Here is a 21,313-nt window from a genome sequence, read left to right as displayed (position 1 = left end):
CAAGCGACGAACTAAGTTTCTCTGACTAACAACTACATACACGAAGCGGCAAAAAGTAAGGCCGCTTGGGGTAGAACCCAGCAACCTTCATTGGTTATCTTTGAACACATTGCCTGAAATGTGCTTTCCGAGCAGGGCAATTCTTATATCCCCCTTTATGGCTCTTATCCTCCCTTTCATAGAATCTGAAATCCAGGACCAATACCTTGCCGATGACAACAATCGGCCGTGGATTGTGGGTTTCAGCGGCGGTAAGGACTCCACGATGCTTCTCCAACTCGTGTGGAAAGCCGTGCAGAAGCTACCCGAAGAACTTCGCCATCGCCCGGTGTACGTTGTGTGCAACGACACCATGGTTGAAAACCCCCGCATCGTTCGCTTCATCGAAGAGACCCTGCATCGCATTGAAGCAGCCGCTACGGGTCAAAGCATGCCTTTTGTGGTGCAACGTACCATACCCCGCCTGGAGGACTCCTTCTGGACCAACCTGCTTGGCAAAGGCTACCCCGCCCCATCCAGTACCTTCCGCTGGTGCACCGAGCGCCTGAAAATCAGCCCGACTACTCAGTTCATCAAAACCAAAATCAGTGATTCTGGCGAGGTGATTATCCTGTTGGGCACTCGCTCCGCCGAAAGCTCGCGCCGTTCTCGGTCCATGGCCAAGCACGCCGTGCACGGCCAGCGCCTGCGCAAGCACGTGCTGCCAAATGCTTACGTGTATGCCCCCATCAAGGACATCGAAACCAACGAGCTGTGGCAGTACCTCAGCCAGGTTCCCCCGCCTTGGGGCGGTACCCATAAGGAGCTTATCACGCTCTACCGCAACGCTAGCACCGAGGCCGACTGTCCCTTGGTGATTGATGACGAGACGCCTTCCTGTGGCAAAAGCCGCTTCGGCTGCTGGGTGTGCACCGTCGTGGTCAAAGACAAGTCCATGGATGGCCTCATTATGAACGGGGAAGCGTGGATGGAGCCCCTTTCTGAGCTGCGAGACTTCTTGATTGAAGCCCGCGACAACCCTGAGACATACCGACAAAAGCACTTGCGCAACGGCACCATTCGCGAGGGATTTTGGGGGCCATACCTCCCGGGAACTAGAGCTGACATCCTGAAACGACTGTTGGAGGCGCAAAAGGTGATTCGTGACGAGTACGACCCCACGATGACTTTCATCACGCACCAGGAGCTCGTTGCTATTCAGGTTATCTGGTACCGCGATGGCATCTTCAACTACAACGTAGCGGATATCTACAATGCAGTGTTCGGTACGCAGCTCGACATGAGCAAGCACACGATTAAAATCCGGGAAGAGGAAAACTGGCTTCGGGAGGTCTGCCAAGACAACCTTGACCATTTTGACCTCATTCAGAATGCAGTTAAGATTATCAAGACGAAGTCGCTGATGCAGCGCAAGCGAGGGTTGCAAAACGATATCGAAAACTTGCTGGACGATTACCTCAAGGCCCAGCAAACTGCCGAAGCTGGCCTGGACCAAACTGTCCCCGCAACGGCTATCTAGTTACCTTCTAAATACCCTCCTACACCCGCTCGCTTCGTGTAGAGCGGGTGGGTTGCGTTGTACTAATGATTATCAAAACCATTGAGTTAAACAATTTCCGCATTTACCGCGGGCATAACACCGTTGACCTTTCCCAAAAGGAAGGTCAGAACATCTATGTCATCAGTGGTAAAAACGGTTTTGGTAAAACAACTTTCCTCATGTCCTTGGTCTGGTGCCTCTATGGCCAGCAGATGCATGAGGTAGATGACCTTTACAAGCGAGAAATCGATGAAAAGGGCGGTTACAAAAAGTACATTGTTACTAGCCTAAACCGCCAAGCCAAAGCAGAAGAAGACCCTACGTTCTCGGTCAAGCTCACGCTCACGGACGCCATCATCCCGGCATTGACGTGCAGCGAAATCTCAATTAAGCGCACTTACAACACCAAAACGGCTACCGAAGAGCTCGAAATCCTCATTGACGGATTTGAGAACGAGCTGATTCGGGGGCTTAGTGACGAAAAGGCGCGAGGGGAGGAGCACTTCATTCGCGACTACCTACTGCCCATTGAAATCGCCAAGTTCTTCTTCTTCGACGCCGAGAAAATTGTCAGCCTGGCAGAGGTCAACACCAACGAGCAACGGAAGAAGCTTAGCCGTGCCTACTCCGAAATTCTGGGCATTAAGAAATACGAAGACACCAAGAGTGAGATTGAGGAAACTCAGTTCCGTTTGCGTGCTCGTACGGCCAACGCCAAGGAACGTGAGGTCATCAGCACGCTTGATGCGGAAACCAGCAGGCTACAGCAGCTCATCGAAGCCAACAGGCAGCAAATTGAGGAGCTGAAGGATAGGCGCATCGCCCTACGCTTTGACTCGGACGAGATTCAGAAGCGGCTCATTCGGTTTGGCAACCTGATAACGCTAGAGGAACTGGAAGCACTGCGTACGTCCGCCGCTGCTTTGGAAGCTCGCCTATCCGAGGTACAAGCTGAACTAGGGAAGTCTTATGAGTTGGTGCCCTTCGCTATTGCCGCCAGCAAACTCAGCGAGGTGGTGGAGCAAGTCAAGCAAGAGGCCGAGTTCAAAGAGGTTCGGTACAAACAGGACAATGCCGCCAGCATCGAGGAAAAGATGCTCAGTGACTTGGCAGCGGAGGTAAGCAAGGTCGGTAAGGAGGTGGATGGCAGCATCCACAGCTTGTATAGTGATGCTTTCCGCATGCTTATTAAGCGCCACTTCTTCGCCGATGCCCCGGAATTCCCCTCGGACTTTCGCCTCCTGCACGACCTTACCGAATCCGAACGCGCCCAACTACAGGCACTGGTCGACAACCTGCGTCTTTCATTCCGCGAACAGTTCAAGCGCCTGCACTTCGAATACAATTCGGTTCGCAACGAGTTAAGCCAGGTCAAGCGCCGCATCTCTGATTCCCAGTCGTTGGGCGAAGACGCGGTGGTGAAAGCGGACCGGGAGCGTAAGCGTGAGTTGGATGAGGAAGTGGAGCGCCTAGGCGAGCAGATAGGAGCGCTAGAATATGAAAATAGCGCCTTCAGCAACAGCATCGTCCAGATGGAGAAGCAGCTGGAGGATTTGCGCAAGAAGTTAAAGTCTTCCGACCAAGACAAGGAGAAAGATGTGCTCACGGAAGCTCTTTCCCAACGTCTGCGGGACTATATCAACCTCTACAAAGAGCGCAAGAAGAAGTCCCTGGAAAACCAGATTCTACGGGGCCTTAAGATGCTCATGCACAAAAAGGGCTTTGTTCATAACGTAGAGGTTCGCATCATGGGCGACCTCATTGAAATCGAACTCTACAACAAGCGCGGCGAGATAATCCTGAAAGAAGGCCTCTCAAAAGGGGAGCAGCAGCTCTACGCAACGGCACTGCTCTACGGCTTGGTGGAAGAGTCTGATTTCGACTTCCCAGTCTTCATCGACTCCCCCATGCAGAAGTTTGATGACCAGCACGCCGAGAACATCGTCAAGCACTTCTACCCGAGCATTGCCGACCAGGTGATTCTGTTCCCGCTTATCAATAAGGAGCTGTCAGCCCGTGAGTATGCTTTGCTGTTACCTCGTGTGGCGAAGTCCTACCTCATCGTGAACAAAGACTCCGACGAGTCCGGGTTCGAAGAAGTGGCCCCTGACCAGCTCTTTGAGCGGTACTCGACTCTCTATCATTCTTAAGTTTCCTATCCGCAGTGGTACTCAATATCAGAACCTCCGAGGCCAACAAGACCGTGGTCTCGGAGCTGACCAAGCGCATGTTCCCGCAGGGCCAGTCCGAAAACGTCATTTCGCGCATCGCACTAACCTTTTCCATCTCCGGTGGCGCCCGGCTCGACCTGAGCAACATTCGCGATAGCAAGGGCAAAGAGTATAGAGAGGAAACCCTTTTTGGCGCCAACAAGGCCTTCTACGTAGCGCTGGTTTGCCAACACTATGGCATTCACAAAGAGAGCATAGACTTGCCTCGGTATCTCAAAATGCATGTCGATGACGGGCTGGAGAAGCTGAATAAACTCTTCACCGATAACAAAAGCTACACTGGCCTCGACTTTCTCATTGACCACATCGAACGCGGCTCAGAGGCCCTTGTGGATGTGACAGCTGGTGCGATTATCAACGACAAAAACCCAACCCCCGCTAAAAAGCATTTCACTGGCCCTGTCACCCTGCGGTTTGGCTATTCGCTTGACGAGGCCCGCACGCCCATTCAAGTAGTGTTGAACGACACCAACGTTCATGCTAATCCGCACATAGCCGTTGCTGGTGGTTCAACGGCTGAACGAACTGAATTTGCGAAGTCCATCCTAAGCCAGTTGACTGAGACATCAGCTGGTAGTATCAACTTCCTGTACCTCGACCTCAAGGGGCTAAGGAGTGACGATGCAAAGGCCATGCAGCCGTTCTTCGACCGCACTAAAACAATGCTCATAAATGCGCTTGAGAAGCCGTTCCCATTCAATCCGCTCATGTTCATCGACAACGTGAACGAGAAGAATCGGCTTAAGGGCATCAGTAAGTTCGTGGATATTGTCACGTCCTATGCACCGCGGATGGGAGCAACCCAGACCCAGCAGCTAAAAGATGCTACAAAGGAGGCTTTTGCGCGCAAGAAAGGTGGTGCTTACCCATCTATGCGTGATGTCAGTGACTGCTTGACCGATGCCAACGGAAGCAAGGCTGATTCGCTCACTGAAATCCTGCGTAGCCTGAGCAGCAATGAGCTATTTGCAAGTAAGGCGGATACCAAGAATAGTTTTATTAATCAGAACTATTACTTTAGCCTTCCCGGCGACGTGGATAAGACCATCCACCTCACGTCTACCTTCCTGACCATCTACTACCTCTACAACACTTTCATGAACATGGAGAATGCACCCGTCACAAACGGTGTGCAGGCCATGCGTTATGTGTTAGTCATTAACGAGGCACAGGGACTTTTCAAAGACAGGAAGGTGCAAGACTTGCTCGAACGGATGCTCCGCGAAACACGCTCGAAAGGGGTGGCCGCAGTGCTGCTCTCGCAGGGCATTGAAGAATTCAACCAGTCCACTTTCGACTTCTCCAGCATGTGTGCCAACGCCGTCCTGCTGGATGTTAACGACCTTCTGAATCTCAAGCCCATGTCCCGCTTCCTGGGCTTAGGCGATTCCGAAGCCAACTTGCTGGGACAAAGCATGAGCAAGATTCAGAAGGGGCAAGCCGTGGCGAATGTGGAGGAGTTTAAGCGCGGTGAATTATTTGAAGTAGAACAGTATTAGAAATAAATAAAAATCGAAATGAATTAACGCTCCATGAAGTGGAAATACTTTGCTTTCGCCATTGTCTTTATAGGCTCTATGGGAGTCTGGTTGCCTGCTTGTCAGCAGCATGACACCAATGGAGGTGTCGATTTGCATAGTCTCCCTGCAAATCTAGGTACATATTATCTGCCTATTGTTTTTGCTGGATGCTTCGATATATTTCTTTCGAAGTATAAAAAAATGAACCGTGATAATATAGGAAATTTGTTTGTAAACGTAGTAATCGTTCTTATTCTCTCGGTAGGTTCATTTCTAGTCTTGAATAGGTTTTATAATAAAAATCAAGATTATTTGGCACTGATGGTAGGAATCGCCGGCATGGTGGCCTCGTGGTTCGTATGGTGGTCAGCAAATGAAGGAAATCCCAATTTCGAACGAACCGGCACTGCTGAAACAGGTGGAGAACCTGGCCGAGCATTATCCACAGGGAAATGATGAACTTCTTAGAGTTACCCGTTTTGGAAGTGGTCCAACCACTAGCCTCATTTTATGTATTTAAAATAAAAGCTTCTGATTTACTGAAAATTGCTTTTGCAGAAGAATTGCAATACCGCAATGAGAATAGAGAGCTAATTGGAAGCCAACGCAAACTGGACGTCAAGAGGCTAGAAGATGTTGCCAAATACATAAATACCGCAGAAATGGCGTTTCCGAACGCTATTATTCTAGCGTGCAATTATTTGCCTGAAGAAGGAGTAAATACAGAAGACCCCAAAGTCCGTTGGCGGATTGAAGATACTGATAAAGGAAAATGTATAATAATTCCGACTGATACCCCATTAGCAGCAATCGTAGATGGGCAGCATAGACTTAAAGCATTCAAGTTTGCCGACCCAGATAGAAGCTCTGTTGAACTGCTTTGCTCTGTCTATTTTGACTTGCCTAATTCTTATCAAGCCCAGCTTTTTGCAACTATAAATTCTAATCAAAAGCGTGTTGATAAAAGCCTCGCGTTTGAGCAGTTTGGCTTTAATATCGGTGATGAACCCGAAAAGTCTTGGACTCCCGAGAAGTTAGCGGTTTTTTTAAGCAGGAGATTGAATTCTGATACTAATTCTCCTTTTTTTGCTCATATTAAGCTTGCGCCTAAAGATTCTAATTTCTATTTGGTAGATACGTCTACTTCAAACTGGTTTGTTTCTACAGCTACAATTGTAGAAGGAATTTTGTCTTTGATTACATCCAATCCTAAGCGAGACCGAGTAGAGATGCAGCTATACAGAGTATGGTTTGGAAGAGACAGGTCTCAACTAGAGAGATTTCCTGATACATCGCCTTTGCGAAAGGAGTTTATTAATGAAAACGACGCAGCTATATACGAAACCACAAGAGATTTCTTCTCTTTTGTGAAAAGCCTGTTATGGAAGTCAGCGCTTTCACCAAGCTATATACAAAAAACGGTTGGTGTTCAAGCTCTTTTTGATTTTCTTAGAAAAGTATTGATTAACAGAAGTAGTGCAAACCTTCCGGACATGCTTGCAAGAGTTAAGGATGTTGATTTTAATGACAACTTTTTCCAAGCATCTGGGGTAGGTCGCTCAAGAATTCGAAATCTTCTTCTCTACGCAAATGGCATGATTGAACAAGAGACAATTGACAAAAGGCCGAATGAGTTTGATAACATTGCTCGCTTACTCTCACCAAAGCAATAAGCAGTATCGTTTAGAGCGCAATGTAGCTTCTTAACATACCTACTAAACTTTTGATTTTGATAAATGTATGTGATACGTCTTGAGAGGAAGTGAATTTTCCTAAGCTAAAACGGAGGCATGAAAATGCCTCCGTTTCATTTAGCCCCATTCCTAACAGCACATGCGACGGGTCCATAGAAGCGGCCGTACAGGCAGAGCCATTGGAAACAGCAATACCTTCCAAGCCCATAATCATAGCATCGGAGTCGCAGCCCTCAAAGAGGATGTTGGTAGTGTTGTAGAGACGGTGGTCACGGTTGCCGTTTACGCGGGTGCCGGGGATGGCGAGCAGGCGGACTTCCAGTTCATCGCGCAGCGCCCCGATGCGGGCAGCTTCTTCCTTCATGCTTTGGTAGCACAGCTCGGCGGCGTGGCCCAGCCCCACGATGCCAGGCACGTTGAGCGTGCCGCTGCGCCAGCCCCGCTCGTGTCCGCCGCCGTGGAGAAGCGCCTCCAACTTCACCCGGCGCGGCTTGCGTTGGCGCACGTAGAGGGCCCCAATGCCTTTGGGGCCGTAGAGCTTGTGGCCCGAGCAAGTGAGCAAGTCTATGCCGAGGTCTTCTACGTCAATCGGCATTTTGCCTACGGCCTGGGTGGCATCGGTCATGAACAGTGCCCCGGCGGCGTGCGCGAGGGCTGCAATTTCCTGGATGGGCTGAATGACGCCCGTTTCGTTGTTCACTAGCATCACCGATACCAGGATGGTATCGGGGCGCAGAGCTTGTTGTAGGGTGGTGAGGTCGAGCAAGCCATCGGGCTGTACGGGCAGATAGGTTACTTCGTAGCCCCGGGTTTCGAGGTAACGGCACACGTCGAGTACGGCGGTGTGCTCCGTTTGTACCGTGATGATATGCTTGCCCCGGCTGACATAGTTCTCAGCCACGCCTTTTATCGCCAAGTTGATGGCCTCGGTCGCGCCGGAGGTAAAAACCAGCTCTTGCTGTTCACAGCCCAGCAACTGAGCTACTTGCTGTCGCGCTGTTTTCACCGCTTCGTGGGCCCGCAAGCCAAACGGGTGGGTACTGGCCGCATTGGCGTACTCCTCAGTCAGAAAGGGCATCATTGCCTCTAATACCCTAGGGTCAAGACGTGTAGTGGCGTTGTTATCGAGATAAATCATGGCAGCTAGTCTATTCCGTAAAGGTACCGAAGGCAGTCTAGTAGGAGTCAAGAATCTGTGCTGTTTTCAATGAGCGTACAGCTATGATGCTCACGTGTTATGTCGCCAGTGGAGGGTAGCGTACTTATTAAGTGTTTCATTTACCACGTTTCTATCACACCAGGTATGCAATGAACATAAAAGCGGCCCAATCGATTGATTGGGCCGCTTTTTGATAACTTTCTAATGCACATGGATAGCACATTGGACCCTAACCAGGTCCCCCGCGCCGTTCTTGAAAAGAGAGTCTCCTCGGCCGGCAAGGGTTTCAGCTCCACTGTCATCGAGTATGACTCTACTGTCTCCAGCTGTCCGCACCTTCAGTGCTATTACCGCCGGTAGGTTAGCTCTAATAACAGAGCTCACAATGGTAGCTAACGGCTTCTGGGTTGCTAGGATAACATGAATCCCAGCTGCCCTAGCTTTCTGCGCTAATCGTCGCAAGAGCGTTTCAATAATGGGTTTATTGCTAGGGTCTTCGTCCAGCAAGTCGGAGTACTCGTCAAGTACCACTAGCCAGCGTGGTATCGTCTTACCCGAGTCAGCAACCATGTGGTTGTACTGCACAATGTCTTTAGCAGCTCTGTTATGGGTTGCGCGCAACTCCTTACCCACGAAAGCTAGGTATCGAGCATCCATTTCCTGTACGCAGCGCTCCAATAAAGCAATGGCATCAGACGAGGTGGTCCCATTGGGCTGAGGCACGTGAGGTAAGCCTTCAAAATCAATGAGCTCATTGCCTTTGGGGTCAATCAAAAACATGTTCAACTCCGTCGGCTCATAAAGCTGTGCTGCGCCCCTTATAAGGGTATCAAGCACCACAGACTTACCCGAGCCCGTGGTTCCTGCTAGTAGAAGGTGGGGAGAGTTCGAAGAGGAGAAGTTGATGTTAATAACATTGCCATCAACATCCATCCCGAACGGGATTTCAAAGTCATCCGATTTAGAAAAACCTCCCCATACATGCGCGGTCGTCACGACCACCTTTTGGTTGTCCTGCTTCGGCACTTCTACCCACACCTTGCCCTTGTCTTGGAAAACCCGCACCTGCTGGCCAGCATTCAGCTTGAGGGCAATGTTCAACTCCTGGCCTGCATTTACTATTTTCTTAAAGGTCGTGCTAGGTTGCGGACGAACCTCGAGCTTATAGAATGCAGGCCCCTCCAGGAAGTTGATTTCCGAGGCTATATCCTTTTTAATTGCAACGTTAATCGCAGTCAGTTTACTGTAAACTGCCTCGTATATGGCTAAGATTTCTTGTTTATTAATCTTATCAAATACTAGCTTGTTGTTCGTGGCCACCGCTGCCTTATGTTCAACCTTAGGAAGGGGAGGTGCTTCCATCTCAACAGCAACTTCCTGTGGTGTAGCATGTGGACGTATTTCGGGTTGAGCAGCTTTGTGAGGTTGGTACTTGCTAGACAAGAGCTGTCGTGCTTCTATAGTGTGCACGTTGCCTTCCTGAAACCGCACCATTAAGTCATCGATGCTTTCAGTGATATAATCAAGGGCATCCTGCTTAAGTAGTTCAATGATGCATGCATCGTCTTCGTATCGCAGCGAGCCCGCCATGAACTCCTCGTTCCAGGTATACTTAAGGACGGCAAAATCACCGATATACTCGTGTAGGTGGGTGCTGACCACAAACTGGTCGTTGAGCAGCTCTTTGCGCCACTCCGCTACTTTCAGCCACTTCTCCTGGTAAGCTGGCCATACTTCATACAGCGCATATTTCTCTGCCCCTATGAGGGCAAGTTTTGCAAAGAAGTTGCGGTAGATTTTTGCCGTGAAGCTTGTGTCCTCAACAAGATAGTTGTTCAGAAGCTCCAAGGTCTTTCTGCCTTGTTCTAGCGCTTTGCGCTCAACGCCGGCGTCATTATTCCCAATTTTAACCTCCAGCGGATATAGGGTCATCAATAGTTGATGCTCCTTCTGCTCTAGGCCGATTAAGAGGATGTCATCGGTGAATTTCCCTTGCCCCTCCAGGTTCTTTACGGAAAAGAGGCCCTCCGCTTGCGTTAGTCCGATTGGGCGTGAAATGCGCAGGACTTCTTCTAGCGAGATAGGTATCCAGGTGATGTTCTCGTGATGGAAAATGGCCAAAGACGTTTTGACCGCACTTAGCAAGCTAAGCTTTTCCAGTTTAGAGTGGTCACCCGTAGCGGTAGCATCATGCATGTGAAGCAACCAGTTCCCATTGACAGCGTTAAACATGTTAATAATGTGAACGATGTCTAGCCGGTTCGCTTCAACGCCTTCTGCTTGTAGAGACTCCAAAATGGTTGCCCGATAGGGTTCCCACTTGCTGGTTATAGTGATAGCGTCATATCCGCTAGCGTTATTATACTGGTCGCTGTAGTGTATGATAACTACGTCCTTGTAGTTCTTGAAAAAGCTTAGGTCAACCCGTGGGTTGATGAAGGTGACCCATAGTGAGGAGTAAGCTACCTTTTCAAAGGTGCTGCGTGAGTTCTTGCTCACCACCAAAGCGTTGGTTACGCCCTGCGAAAATGGGTCTTCAGTAACTGCAACGGTGGCATACGCATTATATAAGGAGGCCAAAGACGATAATAGGCCTCGTTTAGACGATATATGCTTCGTGCCAAACCCCGTTCGGTAAGAGTCTGCTTCATGCACGGAGGGAACGTCCGACAGCAGGCCATCCAGACTAATGCCGGTTGGAATGTTATCAGAGCTGTAATGTGACTTTTTTACCTCGCTAGGGTCGAATTCATAGAAGGAAAGATGAGAGTATGCGTACTGTTCATCCTCAAGCTTGAAAAACGAAACCTTGGTATTGAAGGCTTCTAGCAAATCCGTGACCGTATCGGTAGCAACATTCAACTTTACCCCAATCTCCTTTTCGATGAAGTTGGAGTTATTCCACAAGGTTATCTCCTCGAACTTCGTGGAGTAATCGGTCGAGCCATAGATATTGACCCTTATGGCTAAGGCGTGTTCAATGCCATTCTTGGCGCTTTTGCTTAAGAATTTGGCATAATAATCCAGTATGCCCTGCAGCACTTCACGGCAGTCGCCCTGGTTGATGACATTGATTTTTAGTACAGGCTTGTTATCAACGAACAACACCGAGAAGTGAGTGATGAACTGCTCAATTTTCTCCAATACCAGACGCGGTATGAAGTCACGAGTCGAGTGCTTGCTTATTTCGTCGGAATAGTAGTATTGCCATTCGGGTGAATGGCTCTGGCTAAGGGTCTGATAGTACAGATAATTTGAGTTCCGACCCTTAACATCCACCTTGATGAAAGGAAGAAGGTTGGCCGGGGAAAACTTGCTCAGCAAGTATTTCGGCAAGGACTGATGTTGTACCTCATTTCTTATCGCTAGCTGATAAGCAATATTTAGAGGGTGCAGCGGCGTGCATATGAGCATTCGCTCTCCCATCAGCTCTTGGACCGTTCCAATGTAGAGTAGCTTCTTATCGCTCTTGCTGACGGCGCTATTATCTTCTAGCCGCTGGAGCCGGTCTATAAAGGCCTCAACGTAGGTGGCATACAGGTTGGCTAGCTCATCATCAATAAATGCTAGGCTCGGAAGTAAGTCCTGGCGGACAAAGTAGGTGACAATACTCTGGTAAGCCTGGTAGATGGGGTCTTCCTCCGGTATAGAGTCCCGCACTTCCAACGTCCCATCAAGTAACAGGTAGTGCGCCGGAGCCGACGACTGGATTAGCTGCTCTTCTAGCTTAAGATTATTTCTAAAGGCGGCTACTGGATAATACTTGTGGGTTCCTTGGGTGATAATGATGGTTTCGTTCCCAGCATTAGACTCCGACACATAGGTTCTGAAAGACTCAGAATGTACTCGCTTCAGGTTCCACACGTCCAGGCCTGATATCTCTTTCGCCCGATTCGCATGAGTGGTTATGCGTGCCGGAAGGACTACGCCTTCAAAGGCCAGATTGATTTCTTTGAGCTCTTGGTCAAATTCGTAGGAGCTTTCCTTGACTTCAACGAATGCATCAGGTTCGGTAGAAAAAGGATATTCTGTACCCGGTTCTAAGTCCTGCACCAGCAGTGGGGGCCACCCCTGCCTCAAGTTGAGCACTTCGGTGTCAAGCGCTAAGTGAATACTTTTCTTGGCCTCCTTGATTAGATAGTGCGGTTTAAGCCCTTCAATTAAGGTGTGCTCAATTGGTAGGATTAGGATGAAAAAGACAAAGGTGTAATTCTTGTGCTTATACGTTATTTTAGAATAAGCTAATTCATTAGGATTTTGGACCTTGCATTCGAAGAGTATAGACTTGTGGACTACTTGTAGTGCTGTACTACAATTTATAACAGTTGATTTGGGAGTTCCATCTTTAAGCTTTGCACTAAAATCGATGGAATGGGAGATAACCTCCTTGCCCTCGGGATTAAAAATGATGATGTGACGCCGCTTCTTTTGCGCTGCAGTGTCACCCTCAACCTTACTCCAGCATACGAGCTTATCTTCTGTTTCCCCCTTATCGTCTAGGATAAGAGGAATGATGACCTTGTTTTTATCAGCGTTCCACTTTACCAAGTCAACGAAGTCGGTCTCTTTCCAATGGTCCTCGTTCTTGGTTATTTTGCTTACACCAGCGGCGCTAAAGTGCTTATCTAAGACAGTGTCGAGGCTTCCATACTGAAAGCCGTTATTTATCTCAGTGTACCATTCTTCGTTTTTCTGCAGTCTCTTCTTTATCTCTGCATCCTTGGTGGTATTGGCAAGCTCCTGGTCCGGGAATAAACCCAAAGCTGCATAGTCCTTCAAGGAAATAGTGCCGTGTTCCAAAATGGAGAAGTAGGCCTCAAAGTCAAAAAGGTTGTAACTATCGTCGGCTTCAACCCCAAGCCGATTCAGCGATTCCGATAAAATAACCTTTTCGTACCCCTTTAAGCTCGTCGATTTTGCCGCATTTGCGGTAATGTGCTGTCGAAGGGCCTGGTAGTTAAGAGGCATGCCGGCATCCATGAGGCTTTTGCAACCTCCGATAATGCTGTCCAATGAGGTGTTGTGGATGAACAACGCCGCTACGCCTTTAAACTCCGGGATACTTTGGTCCACAACCCGGTTTCTGAGGGCCGTGAGGTAGTCCCCCTCCACATTATCACTTGTTGCAATTATTAGGTCACAGCCCTTGTAGATAAGCTTCAGCGTCTCATAATTCTGATAGGAGAACGTGCCGACCTTGACCTCCGCGGACTCGAGCGCTTTTGCCAGTAAGCCTGCTTGCTGGCCGAGGACCTCCTCACGATGTTCAAAGGCGACTTGGTAATGGTCGCCTGCCAGGATATCCGCATTTGCGAAAAAGTCTAGTATAACCCCAGCTGTATATTCAAAAAAACTTGCGTTGTGCATGGGTATACTAGTTCAGGTGCTTAACATATTGCCCATCGCCACTATCGCTCTTCTTCTCAAGCATATTCACCTTTTCGTAATAGTCAATCAAATGGGTCCAGGATATGCCGTCAAGGAATACGCCTCGGTCTTCAAACTCCTTTCGGAGGTCTTTCAAGCGAACCTTGTCTTGGGCACCTATGCACAGGGTGGTAAGGAATAGCACGTCAGCGTGCTTGAGGCTTAGCGAATAGCCATTCGGTCCTCTTTTCTTGCCGAAGTTAAATTTGGCAAATTGAACGAACAGGTGCTTGTAAGCTCTTAACTGGCGCTTCTTTGTTGTTGTAAACTGATATTCTATGGATTTCCAAAGATTATTGATGGCCTTTTGAACAGGCGTTCTCGCAACATCATTATGGCTCAGCGGTAGACTGGCCCACTCAACCTGGGGGTTCTTCTCCCTATAGAACGAAGTGACTTGGTCGATGACATTCGCTAGCTGCTTATTATCAGCTTCAGCTGACTGTTTCACGAACGCTTCTATTTCATTATAGCCAGTGCGGGCGATTGGCATGTCTATGTAACTGAGAAGCTCAAAGGTATTAGCATGTATAAACATTGAGTCTAACATGGCGTCAAATAGCTTCCACCCATTGTTAGAAGCCGGACGCGAAGCTTGAAGCTTTTCCCAGTCCAGTGAGAAAAATATAGTAGGCCTTTTAGCTTGTGTAATAAATGAATTCAGCTCTAGGCTTATATCGGTTACAAATCGGAAAAAATAAAATTTAATCAGTGTCGGAAAATAGTCGACGAATTTATATTTCTGCTTGTTAGCTATTAAAAAGTTAAAATCCTCTTTGAATTTGGCTTTAATAGCTTCCGAAGGCATGTAGAACTGCTCATCCTTTTTCAGTTCCTCGACAATGGGAGGGAAGGAGGAAGAGAGTAGTTTGTAAAGTAGGTTTTGGGAATCGCCTCCCGCCATGGTTCGAAACGCTGCCTTAAGCTCATCGTCAAATAGCAGAGACGTGATATACCTTGCAATACTTGTAAGTGCCTCAATAGGGTATGCAAAGTTCAGATAAGCATACACTTCGGTGTCGTACGCGTACAGCCGGCCACTTTCATCGAATGCTACTTTTTCTATAATGTCGGTTAAGGCCGCAGGGTTCTGTGCGTCAGCTTTCAAGCAAGCATGCCGAATAAATTCATCCTTGTTGAAATTGGACTTATGCGAAAGCGCTGCGCATTCGCGGTAACAGGCAGCTGCTATTCCTCCAAAGTCGACCAAGTCATATTCCATCTTAAAGACTTTGGCGTCATTGGCAGTAAAGGGAAAAAGCTTGGCCCGGTTGCCGGTGTTGTGCTGAAAAGTGCCCTCTTTGGTGAGCATGCGTTTCGTGACCTCTTCCAGGTCGAATCTGATATTTGGCATATTATTCGAATTGGAAGGCATCAAAGCCTGCATCGTACTTCAGGGTGTACGTTTCTTGTATTTGGCCCCGGTAAACCTGAATGGTTAAGTCCTTAGTCGAAGATTGATGATTGCTAATCCGGTCCACAAAGGTTGAAAAATCAAGATGCTCCCGTTTGTCTACTAAGTTGACGCGGTAGCCTTTGTTCATGTCCACCGCCAGCTTATAAAGATTATAATCTACGGTTGTGTCAAAAACAGTAATGTCGTTTTTTATTTTAAACGAAATAGGGGCAAATTTTACGAATCGGTATATCGACGGTGTATTGTTTTGACTTTGTACAGCCGGGCTAAACTCCAAAACGAGCTCGTGAGTAATCTTATAGGCCGTTTGGTCCTTGCCTACACCAATATTCACTGACTTGCCACTGTCCTTGGTTGTCCCATTCCAGCGGTAAATCGCATTCATCATGTTGTTGTAAAGCGGTTTAAGCCCTGCTTTGTCTCCAGAATGGTAGCTGTACAGAATTCGATTGTACTCTGTGAAACTCTCATCCTTGTCAATCAAGTCTGCATTACTCTGCAGTAGGTAGTTGAGCCGGACAAACAGCTTGATACGCTCTTGTACATCAACAGTCTCTATTGAAGCGGTTAACCGCGAATGGCCTTGAACTAAGCCCTCGTTAATGAAATGCTTGAGCGGAGCTCGGGTCTTTCCTAGTGTGGTTATTAACTTATCAAGCTCTTCATTGCTCTCTTTTATCGGGTCATACTTGCTTATAAGCTTTAGAATATTCGAAGTGCCAGCATTGTCGAAAAGGAGAGAAGGTAATATGTCGTGATGGAACTGGTGCTTGCCAGAAACGTCATCTAATAGGTCTATTACTTTGTCATAGGGAAGGTTAGCAAATCTGGGCGCGACGAGAATATCATAAATCCAATTCAGCAGTTGCCTGATTGAGATGATGGCTTTGTCCTTTATAAGTATAGATATTATCAGCTTCGAAAGTGACTCTTGCACCTTCTTGTTGGATACTAAATCGAAATTGTATTTAATAGGGCAATGGGTAAGCTTTTCGTTTGACGCATATGTTTCCTGATAAGCATGATAAAACGGGTTGTTCTTGCTTGGCTTTGTTATCTTATCTAATAGCTCCAACAAAATGTCAGCTTTGGCACCTTCTTTAGTTAAGGAGAAAATATGATAATCAGCGAGGTTTATAAAACTAAAATAGTCACTTTCAGTTTCTGCTATCGACCCGCCCTCTTGCATAATATTATTCTTCTCAATATACTCGGCCAGTATGGTGAAAAGGTCTCCTTTTGCAGCTAGGAAGTTAGCTAAGGTGCCTAGGTTTATTGCAACTATCGTCTTTGAGGTATTCGAAGGCTCCCTGAGTTGTGTATCGCTATAAGCAACCAGGACTTCAGAGAGCGTTTCTATATAGGTCTTGTTGATGTCATTGCTCTCGGTGGCATCATTGTGCAAAGTGTATCCGCCCAGTTCCGCGGCATGGGTTTCCCACATCTTGGACATGAGGTGTGACTTGCCATCGCCCACATTGCCGATGACGAAAATCAGTCTGGGCTTGCTTTGGGTACTCGCCTGGGAAATAATCGAACTCAGGCGGTCTTCCACGGGCCGTTTGACGTGCAGGTAGTTTTTTAAATCCCCTGTCGTGGCACTGTCGCCGTTCACAATGGCTTCCTTTGATGAAATTCGTAGGGTGTCGAGTAGACTTTTAAGGCTCATATAGCGCGGGCAAGGGTAGAAGGTCTGCGGTAGAAAGCCCGCCTATGGGGTTGCTACCCTTTTTGATAGGGTCTGAAGTGCGTATGTTTAAGCTTCGCCTTTTACTCTAAGGCCTGCTTACACTAGCTAAAGGTATGCTGAAACCCAACTCAGACAAACAAGATGTTTGACATGCCGCTCCCCGGAGATGCCCGATTAGACATAGCCAAACTCAACGCTGTTTTTGGGGATACTACTAACTCATACAAGTTTTACTGGTTGCTTGCCATACTCGAGAGTTTGGAAGCAAGCCCTGACAATCGCATCACTCTTCGCGAGCTGTCTCTCCGAATGGTAGCAGGTGTGTGGTACCCGCTCGATTATTTCAAGCTCTCCTTCGGCAAGCAGGATGGGTTTCGGCCTATTGCAGATGCCATTTCGAGGCATTTGACGGTTGATAATCGGCCTACTGCACCAGATTTGTTTAATCAACTCAAGCTAGCACTTTCATCCAGCGAGCTGGAAATACTTTATAAGCAAGTGGGAGAGCTATTGCGCTGGGTTCCCTACCGATTCATACGTCCTTTCTTTGCTTCAGAAACCCGGGGGTTGCCAGAATACAAAGTCAATGGCCGAATTGCTGAACTGGCCGCCACAAGCACACAAACTCCGTACCGATTCATAAAGGACGCAATTGAAGTCCATGATAGTTGGGCGGACTACCTGCGACAGCATAGTTACATTCTGCGCGGCTTCGCTTACTGGCACTTAGTGCGATTTCTACAGAAGCACAACCCAAACGTAATTGGGTTGAGCGAAAAGTTGCTAAAACCCGCAGCCCGTGTTTTGGGCACTGCGGGAAAGTTCTGGAAGGAATACATAGCTACAGAGCCAGGTCAGGCCTGTATTTATTCTGGCGAACTTCTCACCTTGGCTAATCTGAGCCTTGACCATTTTCTGCCATGGTCATATGTCGCTCACGACCAACTGTGGAATATCATTCCTACTCCTAAAAGCGTTAACTCAGCCAAGAATGACTGGTTGCCTTCGTTCAAACTGTATTTTGATGCTTATGCTAAGCTGCAGTTCGACGGCTTCCAATACCATGTTTCACGCGGCAACGAAAAGCTACTGGAAGATTACCATATTGTTTTCGCGCAAGACTTAAATTTCTTGCAGAAGCAGCCCTTTAGCTGGTTTCGCGACCGCTTACAACAACTCGTGTTACCACAACTCCAAACTGCCCAGAACTTGGGTTTCACTTACCCATTCGAGTATAAAACGTCAGCCGGGAATATCTATTGAATCTGCTCCGATACTCTGCTATGTCATATCCCAAATTAGTTCGCGACCGCATTCCCGCCATTATTGCCGAGGAAGGACGCCAATGTCGCACTACGACTCTATCAGAACCGGATTTCCGGGTTGCCCTGCTAGCTAAGCTCGTCGAAGAAGCTGAGGAAGTCCAGACTGCTCTAGACGACGAGCTTCTCACCGAGCTGGCTGACGTGTTGGAAGTTTTCGATACCATTCTTACCGCCCATCAACTCACTATGGCTCAGGTACGACAAGTTCAGGAATTGCGCCGGCAGACCCGCGGCGGCTTTGACAAATGCATCCAACTTGAATGGGTAGAATACTAATTTATCCCTTCGGGTAAATCTTTCGCAGCAGCTCCTTTTGCGCGTAATTACTCGGTTCCCAGGCCTCGAGTGGCCACTTATTTTCGAACCAGGCCCGGGCGAGTAAATGCGTAAAATGAGCATCATAGTAGCTTGGCCGCAGCGTTATAAGAACCAGGGCTTTGTACTGTAAGTGCTGATGCGTCACGTTGTTGACGCGGACGTTTCTTCGTTGGCATAGGCAATTAAAAAATAAGTCGACTGCTTCGCCGACCTGCGGCGTTACCGCCAGCCGGCAGCGTACCTCCGCATTATCGCCTTTTCCTCCCGTATAGAATATGTGTTTTACATCGCGGAACTGCAGCACATCTGCATCGGTGGCGATAAGCGTCAGGAAATCCATGTAAAGCGCGTCAAGCCACCGCCGGTAAACTGTCGCGCTGATGCCAAGCTACTGTTAAATAGCCTTGCCAGTACGAGGCTTGACCTCCGGGCCCAGAGTTGTAATTGCCTGTATCAGCGGGTAATACACTTTGTCATTCTGCTGTATTTTCAGCAAGGCTGGTTTTACTCGCGAAAGATTGTGGACCATTTTTCCGGCTTGCATGGGTTTCTTAGGTGGTTCAACAAGTCTATTCATCGTGCCAAAGTAAGGGGCTTGATTATTAGCTTATTACTACACTGCCAGTTTCTGTTAAGCACTCTCGCCCTCATGCTCCAAGCGAACCGGATACGCTGGCGGTGCCAACGCCAGCACCGCCAGCGTATCCGGTACAGTAGTTTGCTGTTCCCAGCCGCTAGACCCACCATGCGCCGTCCTACCGGCGCGAACAGCCCCCGCCACCGTCAGGAATTACGACAACGTTGCTCTGTACCCGCCGTGGTGTTCGGAAACATCGCCAACGCAAGTTTCTCCGTGCTAGGCGTCGCCGTGATGATGCGCCGCTTGTACCAGGTAGTGGAGGTGACAATGCTGTCCCCGTCCGTGTGCGCCACCACCGCATAGTAATAAGCCGTCGTGTTCATCCCAATAATAAAGTAGGATGCAGCATTGCGCTACCGCTTGTCGTACTGGCAGTAACCGAATAAGATGGAAGACATGAGCGACTGGATATCCCCAAACTTGGGGGTGCCTAGTCAATCTATTCGCTGGTGAACAAGGACCAAGATTTGGGATTGAAGAAGGAGCTTAAGTAGTGAAGTAGAATAACCTTTAAGTAACTATGGGCGCGTGAAGTAGAGTGTTCAGATAACTATCATAAGCGCCCCTAGAATTGAGCGTGGCTAAAAGCGGTATGCTTCATCCATCGCGCCGGAATACTCCTCCTAATCCTACGCTGAAAGGATGGCCCAAAAGTGGTCTTTCCTCAAAAGAGGCAGGCGGGCTGGCGCAGCAAATTGTCAAGCAAGTAAAATCGCAATAAGCTTGACTACGAACGGCCTTACGTTATGAGCGACTGCCTTTTCGACGCAACATGACCCCATATTTACAAAGATAGCATCCAAAATGAAGGAGGTTAAACTATTTAAGCGTAGAAGGTAAGATTGGGCCAGTCCTGACATTGGACTGGCCGATTCGGGCAAGAAAAATCAGTAGGATTTCGATTTCGCGTTTGCGGAAGGGGGGGTATATATGTGTATGGGTTAACGCTTAGCTTACAAATTTTTTAAAATTTGTAAGCAGCCCATCTTCCACCAAGTACGCGTGAGTTCGGCAATTCCTAGGGATAGTAGCATGAGTATCATTACCCGCCCGCCCCCGCCACCACCCGGTCTTCGCGCGTGCGCGACATAATTAAGGCGCTGTTTCGAGGGCGGCGCACAAGGCACTTAAACAAACGAACTAAGCGGAATTACAAGCCAATACCAGCCACTACGGAGATGCACCGGAGACCAAACCGGCGGCGTAGTAACGGGGTTTTTAGAAGCGGTTTAGGCAGCGGCTCCATTCTAGTTAAGGCCCACACGGCAAAAGGCCTTTCTTAATCCAGCGCTTCAAATATAATCCCAACCAGTGGGGGCACAGCCCACTATTGTGAAGCGTTATCGTAAGGCTGCCAACACAGCAGCAGAACAAAGTTATACATTTTATATTTGCGAACAAAATGCACGCAAATTTTTTTCGTGCCTATTCAAGTTTAATGAACGACCATGGTATCAATGTGGTCACATGCTTATTTGGGATTACTCTAGGAAGTCTAAGTCTCGTACTTCTTTGAGCAGCGCTAGTATCCCTCTGTAAGGTGTTGAATCCTCAGCCGATTCCGCCATGGCGTGGAATCGCCGCGCCGCCTCGGAAAGGAGGTTCAGCGCGTGATTAAAATGCTCTACCAATGTGCCATTGCGGATATCTTGGTTGATTTCGTCCTCAATATGGTCCGCCAATTGCAGCGTCTGTTGGTTTCCATCCGCGTCCAACCGCGAGAATGGCACCTCAACGCCCGTATGCGCAAACAGGTTGCGTGTACTGAATTCGCTTGCCTGAGCGACCGCCTCGGTCCACGGATAGAAGTCCGCCGCGTCGGACCGGCCCAGAAATTCCCCGCGGGTGCCTTCCTCTCCAAAGAACTGCCGCAGATCGGCCTTTAGCGAGTAGGGGGCCAAGCTCTCGGAGTCGTCTTTGTAAGCGACCGCCCACACTTGGCCTTCCTGTGTGTCCGGCAACCCAACAAAGTCGCTGTCGTCGTTGCTGCCGTCGCGTTCAATGCTGGCCAAACGGTTGGCAACGGCGTAGTGCGTAAGGTTTCCAGCGTATTGAGAGAAAAACTGCTCCAAGGTTTCCACAGCTCCCAACACCTGTTTGTGTATGGCCTTGAGCGAGCCCTGAAGGATGGATAAGCTCAGATATTCTTCAGCCAACGAAGTCATCTGGCCCACTGGCCCATTGGCACTTTTAAACAGGCCCATATGCAGTTCGTGCATGGTCACGAGGCCTGGGTCAATGGCCACAGCGTGGGTTTGTAGTTCCTCTAGGTACGCGTTAAAAAGCCTGGCCAGTGGCGTGGTACCCTCCAGTTGAAAGTAGGGGAAGAAAAACTGCATAGTTGGGAGGCAA

13 protein-coding genes are annotated in these 21,313 nt (G+C 48.5%); 7 read left to right on the top strand and 6 right to left on the bottom strand.

The window, feature by feature from the left end; translation table 11 throughout:
- Positions 1 to 157: 157 nt before the first annotated feature.
- The 5 genes from dndC to J4E00_RS26245 all read left to right on the top strand — a co-directional run bounded on the left by dndC (position 158) and on the right by J4E00_RS26245 (position 6,964).
- Positions 158 to 1,519 carry a DNA phosphorothioation system sulfurtransferase DndC gene (dndC, locus tag J4E00_RS26265; RefSeq protein WP_208178319.1) on the top strand — a complete coding sequence of 454 codons (1,362 nt, stop codon included), beginning with the start codon at positions 158 to 160 and terminating at the stop codon, positions 1,517 to 1,519.
- A 65-nt stretch (positions 1,520 to 1,584) separates the two neighbouring features.
- Positions 1,585 to 3,690, top strand: a complete 2,106-nt coding sequence (dndD, locus tag J4E00_RS26260) for a DNA sulfur modification protein DndD (protein ID WP_208178318.1) — start codon at positions 1,585 to 1,587, stop codon at positions 3,688 to 3,690.
- A 14-nt stretch (positions 3,691 to 3,704) separates the two neighbouring features.
- Positions 3,705 to 5,270, top strand: a complete 1,566-nt coding sequence (locus tag J4E00_RS26255) for a DndE family protein (protein WP_208178317.1) — start codon at positions 3,705 to 3,707, stop codon at positions 5,268 to 5,270.
- A gap of 33 nt (positions 5,271 to 5,303) precedes the next feature.
- On the top strand, positions 5,304 to 5,747 hold the full coding sequence (locus tag J4E00_RS26250) for a hypothetical protein (RefSeq protein WP_208178316.1): 444 nt from the start codon (positions 5,304 to 5,306) through the stop codon (positions 5,745 to 5,747).
- Positions 5,744 to 6,964: a DGQHR domain-containing protein gene (locus tag J4E00_RS26245; RefSeq protein WP_208178315.1), complete on the top strand. Its 1,221-nt coding sequence runs from the start codon at positions 5,744 to 5,746 to the stop codon at positions 6,962 to 6,964. The genes J4E00_RS26250 and J4E00_RS26245 overlap by 4 nt, the downstream gene beginning before the upstream one ends.
- Before the next feature lie 10 nt (positions 6,965 to 6,974).
- On the opposite strand, the gene J4E00_RS26240 is transcribed toward J4E00_RS26245, so the two are convergent.
- The 4 genes from J4E00_RS26240 to dptF form a co-directional block, all read right to left on the bottom strand.
- Positions 6,975 to 8,123, bottom strand: a complete 1,149-nt coding sequence (locus J4E00_RS26240) for a cysteine desulfurase family protein (protein WP_208178314.1) — start codon at positions 8,121 to 8,123, stop codon at positions 6,975 to 6,977.
- A 222-nt stretch (positions 8,124 to 8,345) separates the two neighbouring features.
- The gene (locus J4E00_RS26235) at positions 8,346 to 13,511 is read right to left on the bottom strand and encodes an FtsK/SpoIIIE domain-containing protein (RefSeq protein ID WP_208178313.1); all 5,166 of its coding nucleotides are present in this window, start codon (positions 13,509 to 13,511) and stop codon (positions 8,346 to 8,348) included.
- A 7-nt stretch (positions 13,512 to 13,518) separates the two neighbouring features.
- Entirely contained in the window at positions 13,519 to 14,925 is a 1,407-nt protein-coding gene (gene dptG / locus J4E00_RS26230) for a DNA phosphorothioation-dependent restriction protein DptG (RefSeq protein ID WP_208178312.1), read from the bottom strand.
- A gap of 1 nt (position 14,926) precedes the next feature.
- A complete protein-coding gene (dptF, locus tag J4E00_RS26225; RefSeq protein WP_208178311.1) occupies positions 14,927 to 16,657 on the bottom strand; it encodes a DNA phosphorothioation-dependent restriction protein DptF in 1,731 nt (576 codons plus the stop codon).
- Between the two features lie 171 nt (positions 16,658 to 16,828).
- Between dptF and J4E00_RS26220 the strand changes: the two genes are divergently transcribed.
- Both J4E00_RS26220 and J4E00_RS26215 read left to right on the top strand, forming a co-directional pair.
- Positions 16,829 to 17,941, top strand: a complete 1,113-nt coding sequence (locus J4E00_RS26220; RefSeq protein WP_208178310.1) for an HNH endonuclease domain-containing protein — start codon at positions 16,829 to 16,831, stop codon at positions 17,939 to 17,941.
- 20 nt (positions 17,942 to 17,961) lie between these two features.
- The gene (locus J4E00_RS26215; RefSeq protein WP_208178309.1) at positions 17,962 to 18,279 is read left to right on the top strand and encodes a nucleoside triphosphate pyrophosphohydrolase; all 318 of its coding nucleotides are present in this window, start codon (positions 17,962 to 17,964) and stop codon (positions 18,277 to 18,279) included.
- A 1-nt stretch (position 18,280) separates the two neighbouring features.
- Here J4E00_RS26215 and J4E00_RS26210 read toward each other — a convergent pair whose 3' ends face one another.
- Both J4E00_RS26210 and J4E00_RS26205 read right to left on the bottom strand, forming a co-directional pair.
- Positions 18,281 to 18,661: a hypothetical protein gene (locus tag J4E00_RS26210; protein ID WP_208178308.1), complete on the bottom strand. Its 381-nt coding sequence runs from the start codon at positions 18,659 to 18,661 to the stop codon at positions 18,281 to 18,283.
- A 1,781-nt stretch (positions 18,662 to 20,442) separates the two neighbouring features.
- Positions 20,443 to 21,300 carry a hypothetical protein gene (locus tag J4E00_RS26205; protein ID WP_208178307.1) on the bottom strand — a complete coding sequence of 286 codons (858 nt, stop codon included), beginning with the start codon at positions 21,298 to 21,300 and terminating at the stop codon, positions 20,443 to 20,445.
- Between the last annotated feature and the right edge of the window lie 13 nt (positions 21,301 to 21,313).

Origin of the sequence: Hymenobacter negativus, assembly GCF_017571495.1 — a bacterium.
GTDB classification, from domain to species: domain Bacteria; phylum Bacteroidota; class Bacteroidia; order Cytophagales; family Hymenobacteraceae; genus Hymenobacter; species Hymenobacter negativus.
The sequence above is the reverse complement of the archived record's forward strand: the minus strand, read 5'-3'. Positions and strand labels throughout refer to the sequence as shown.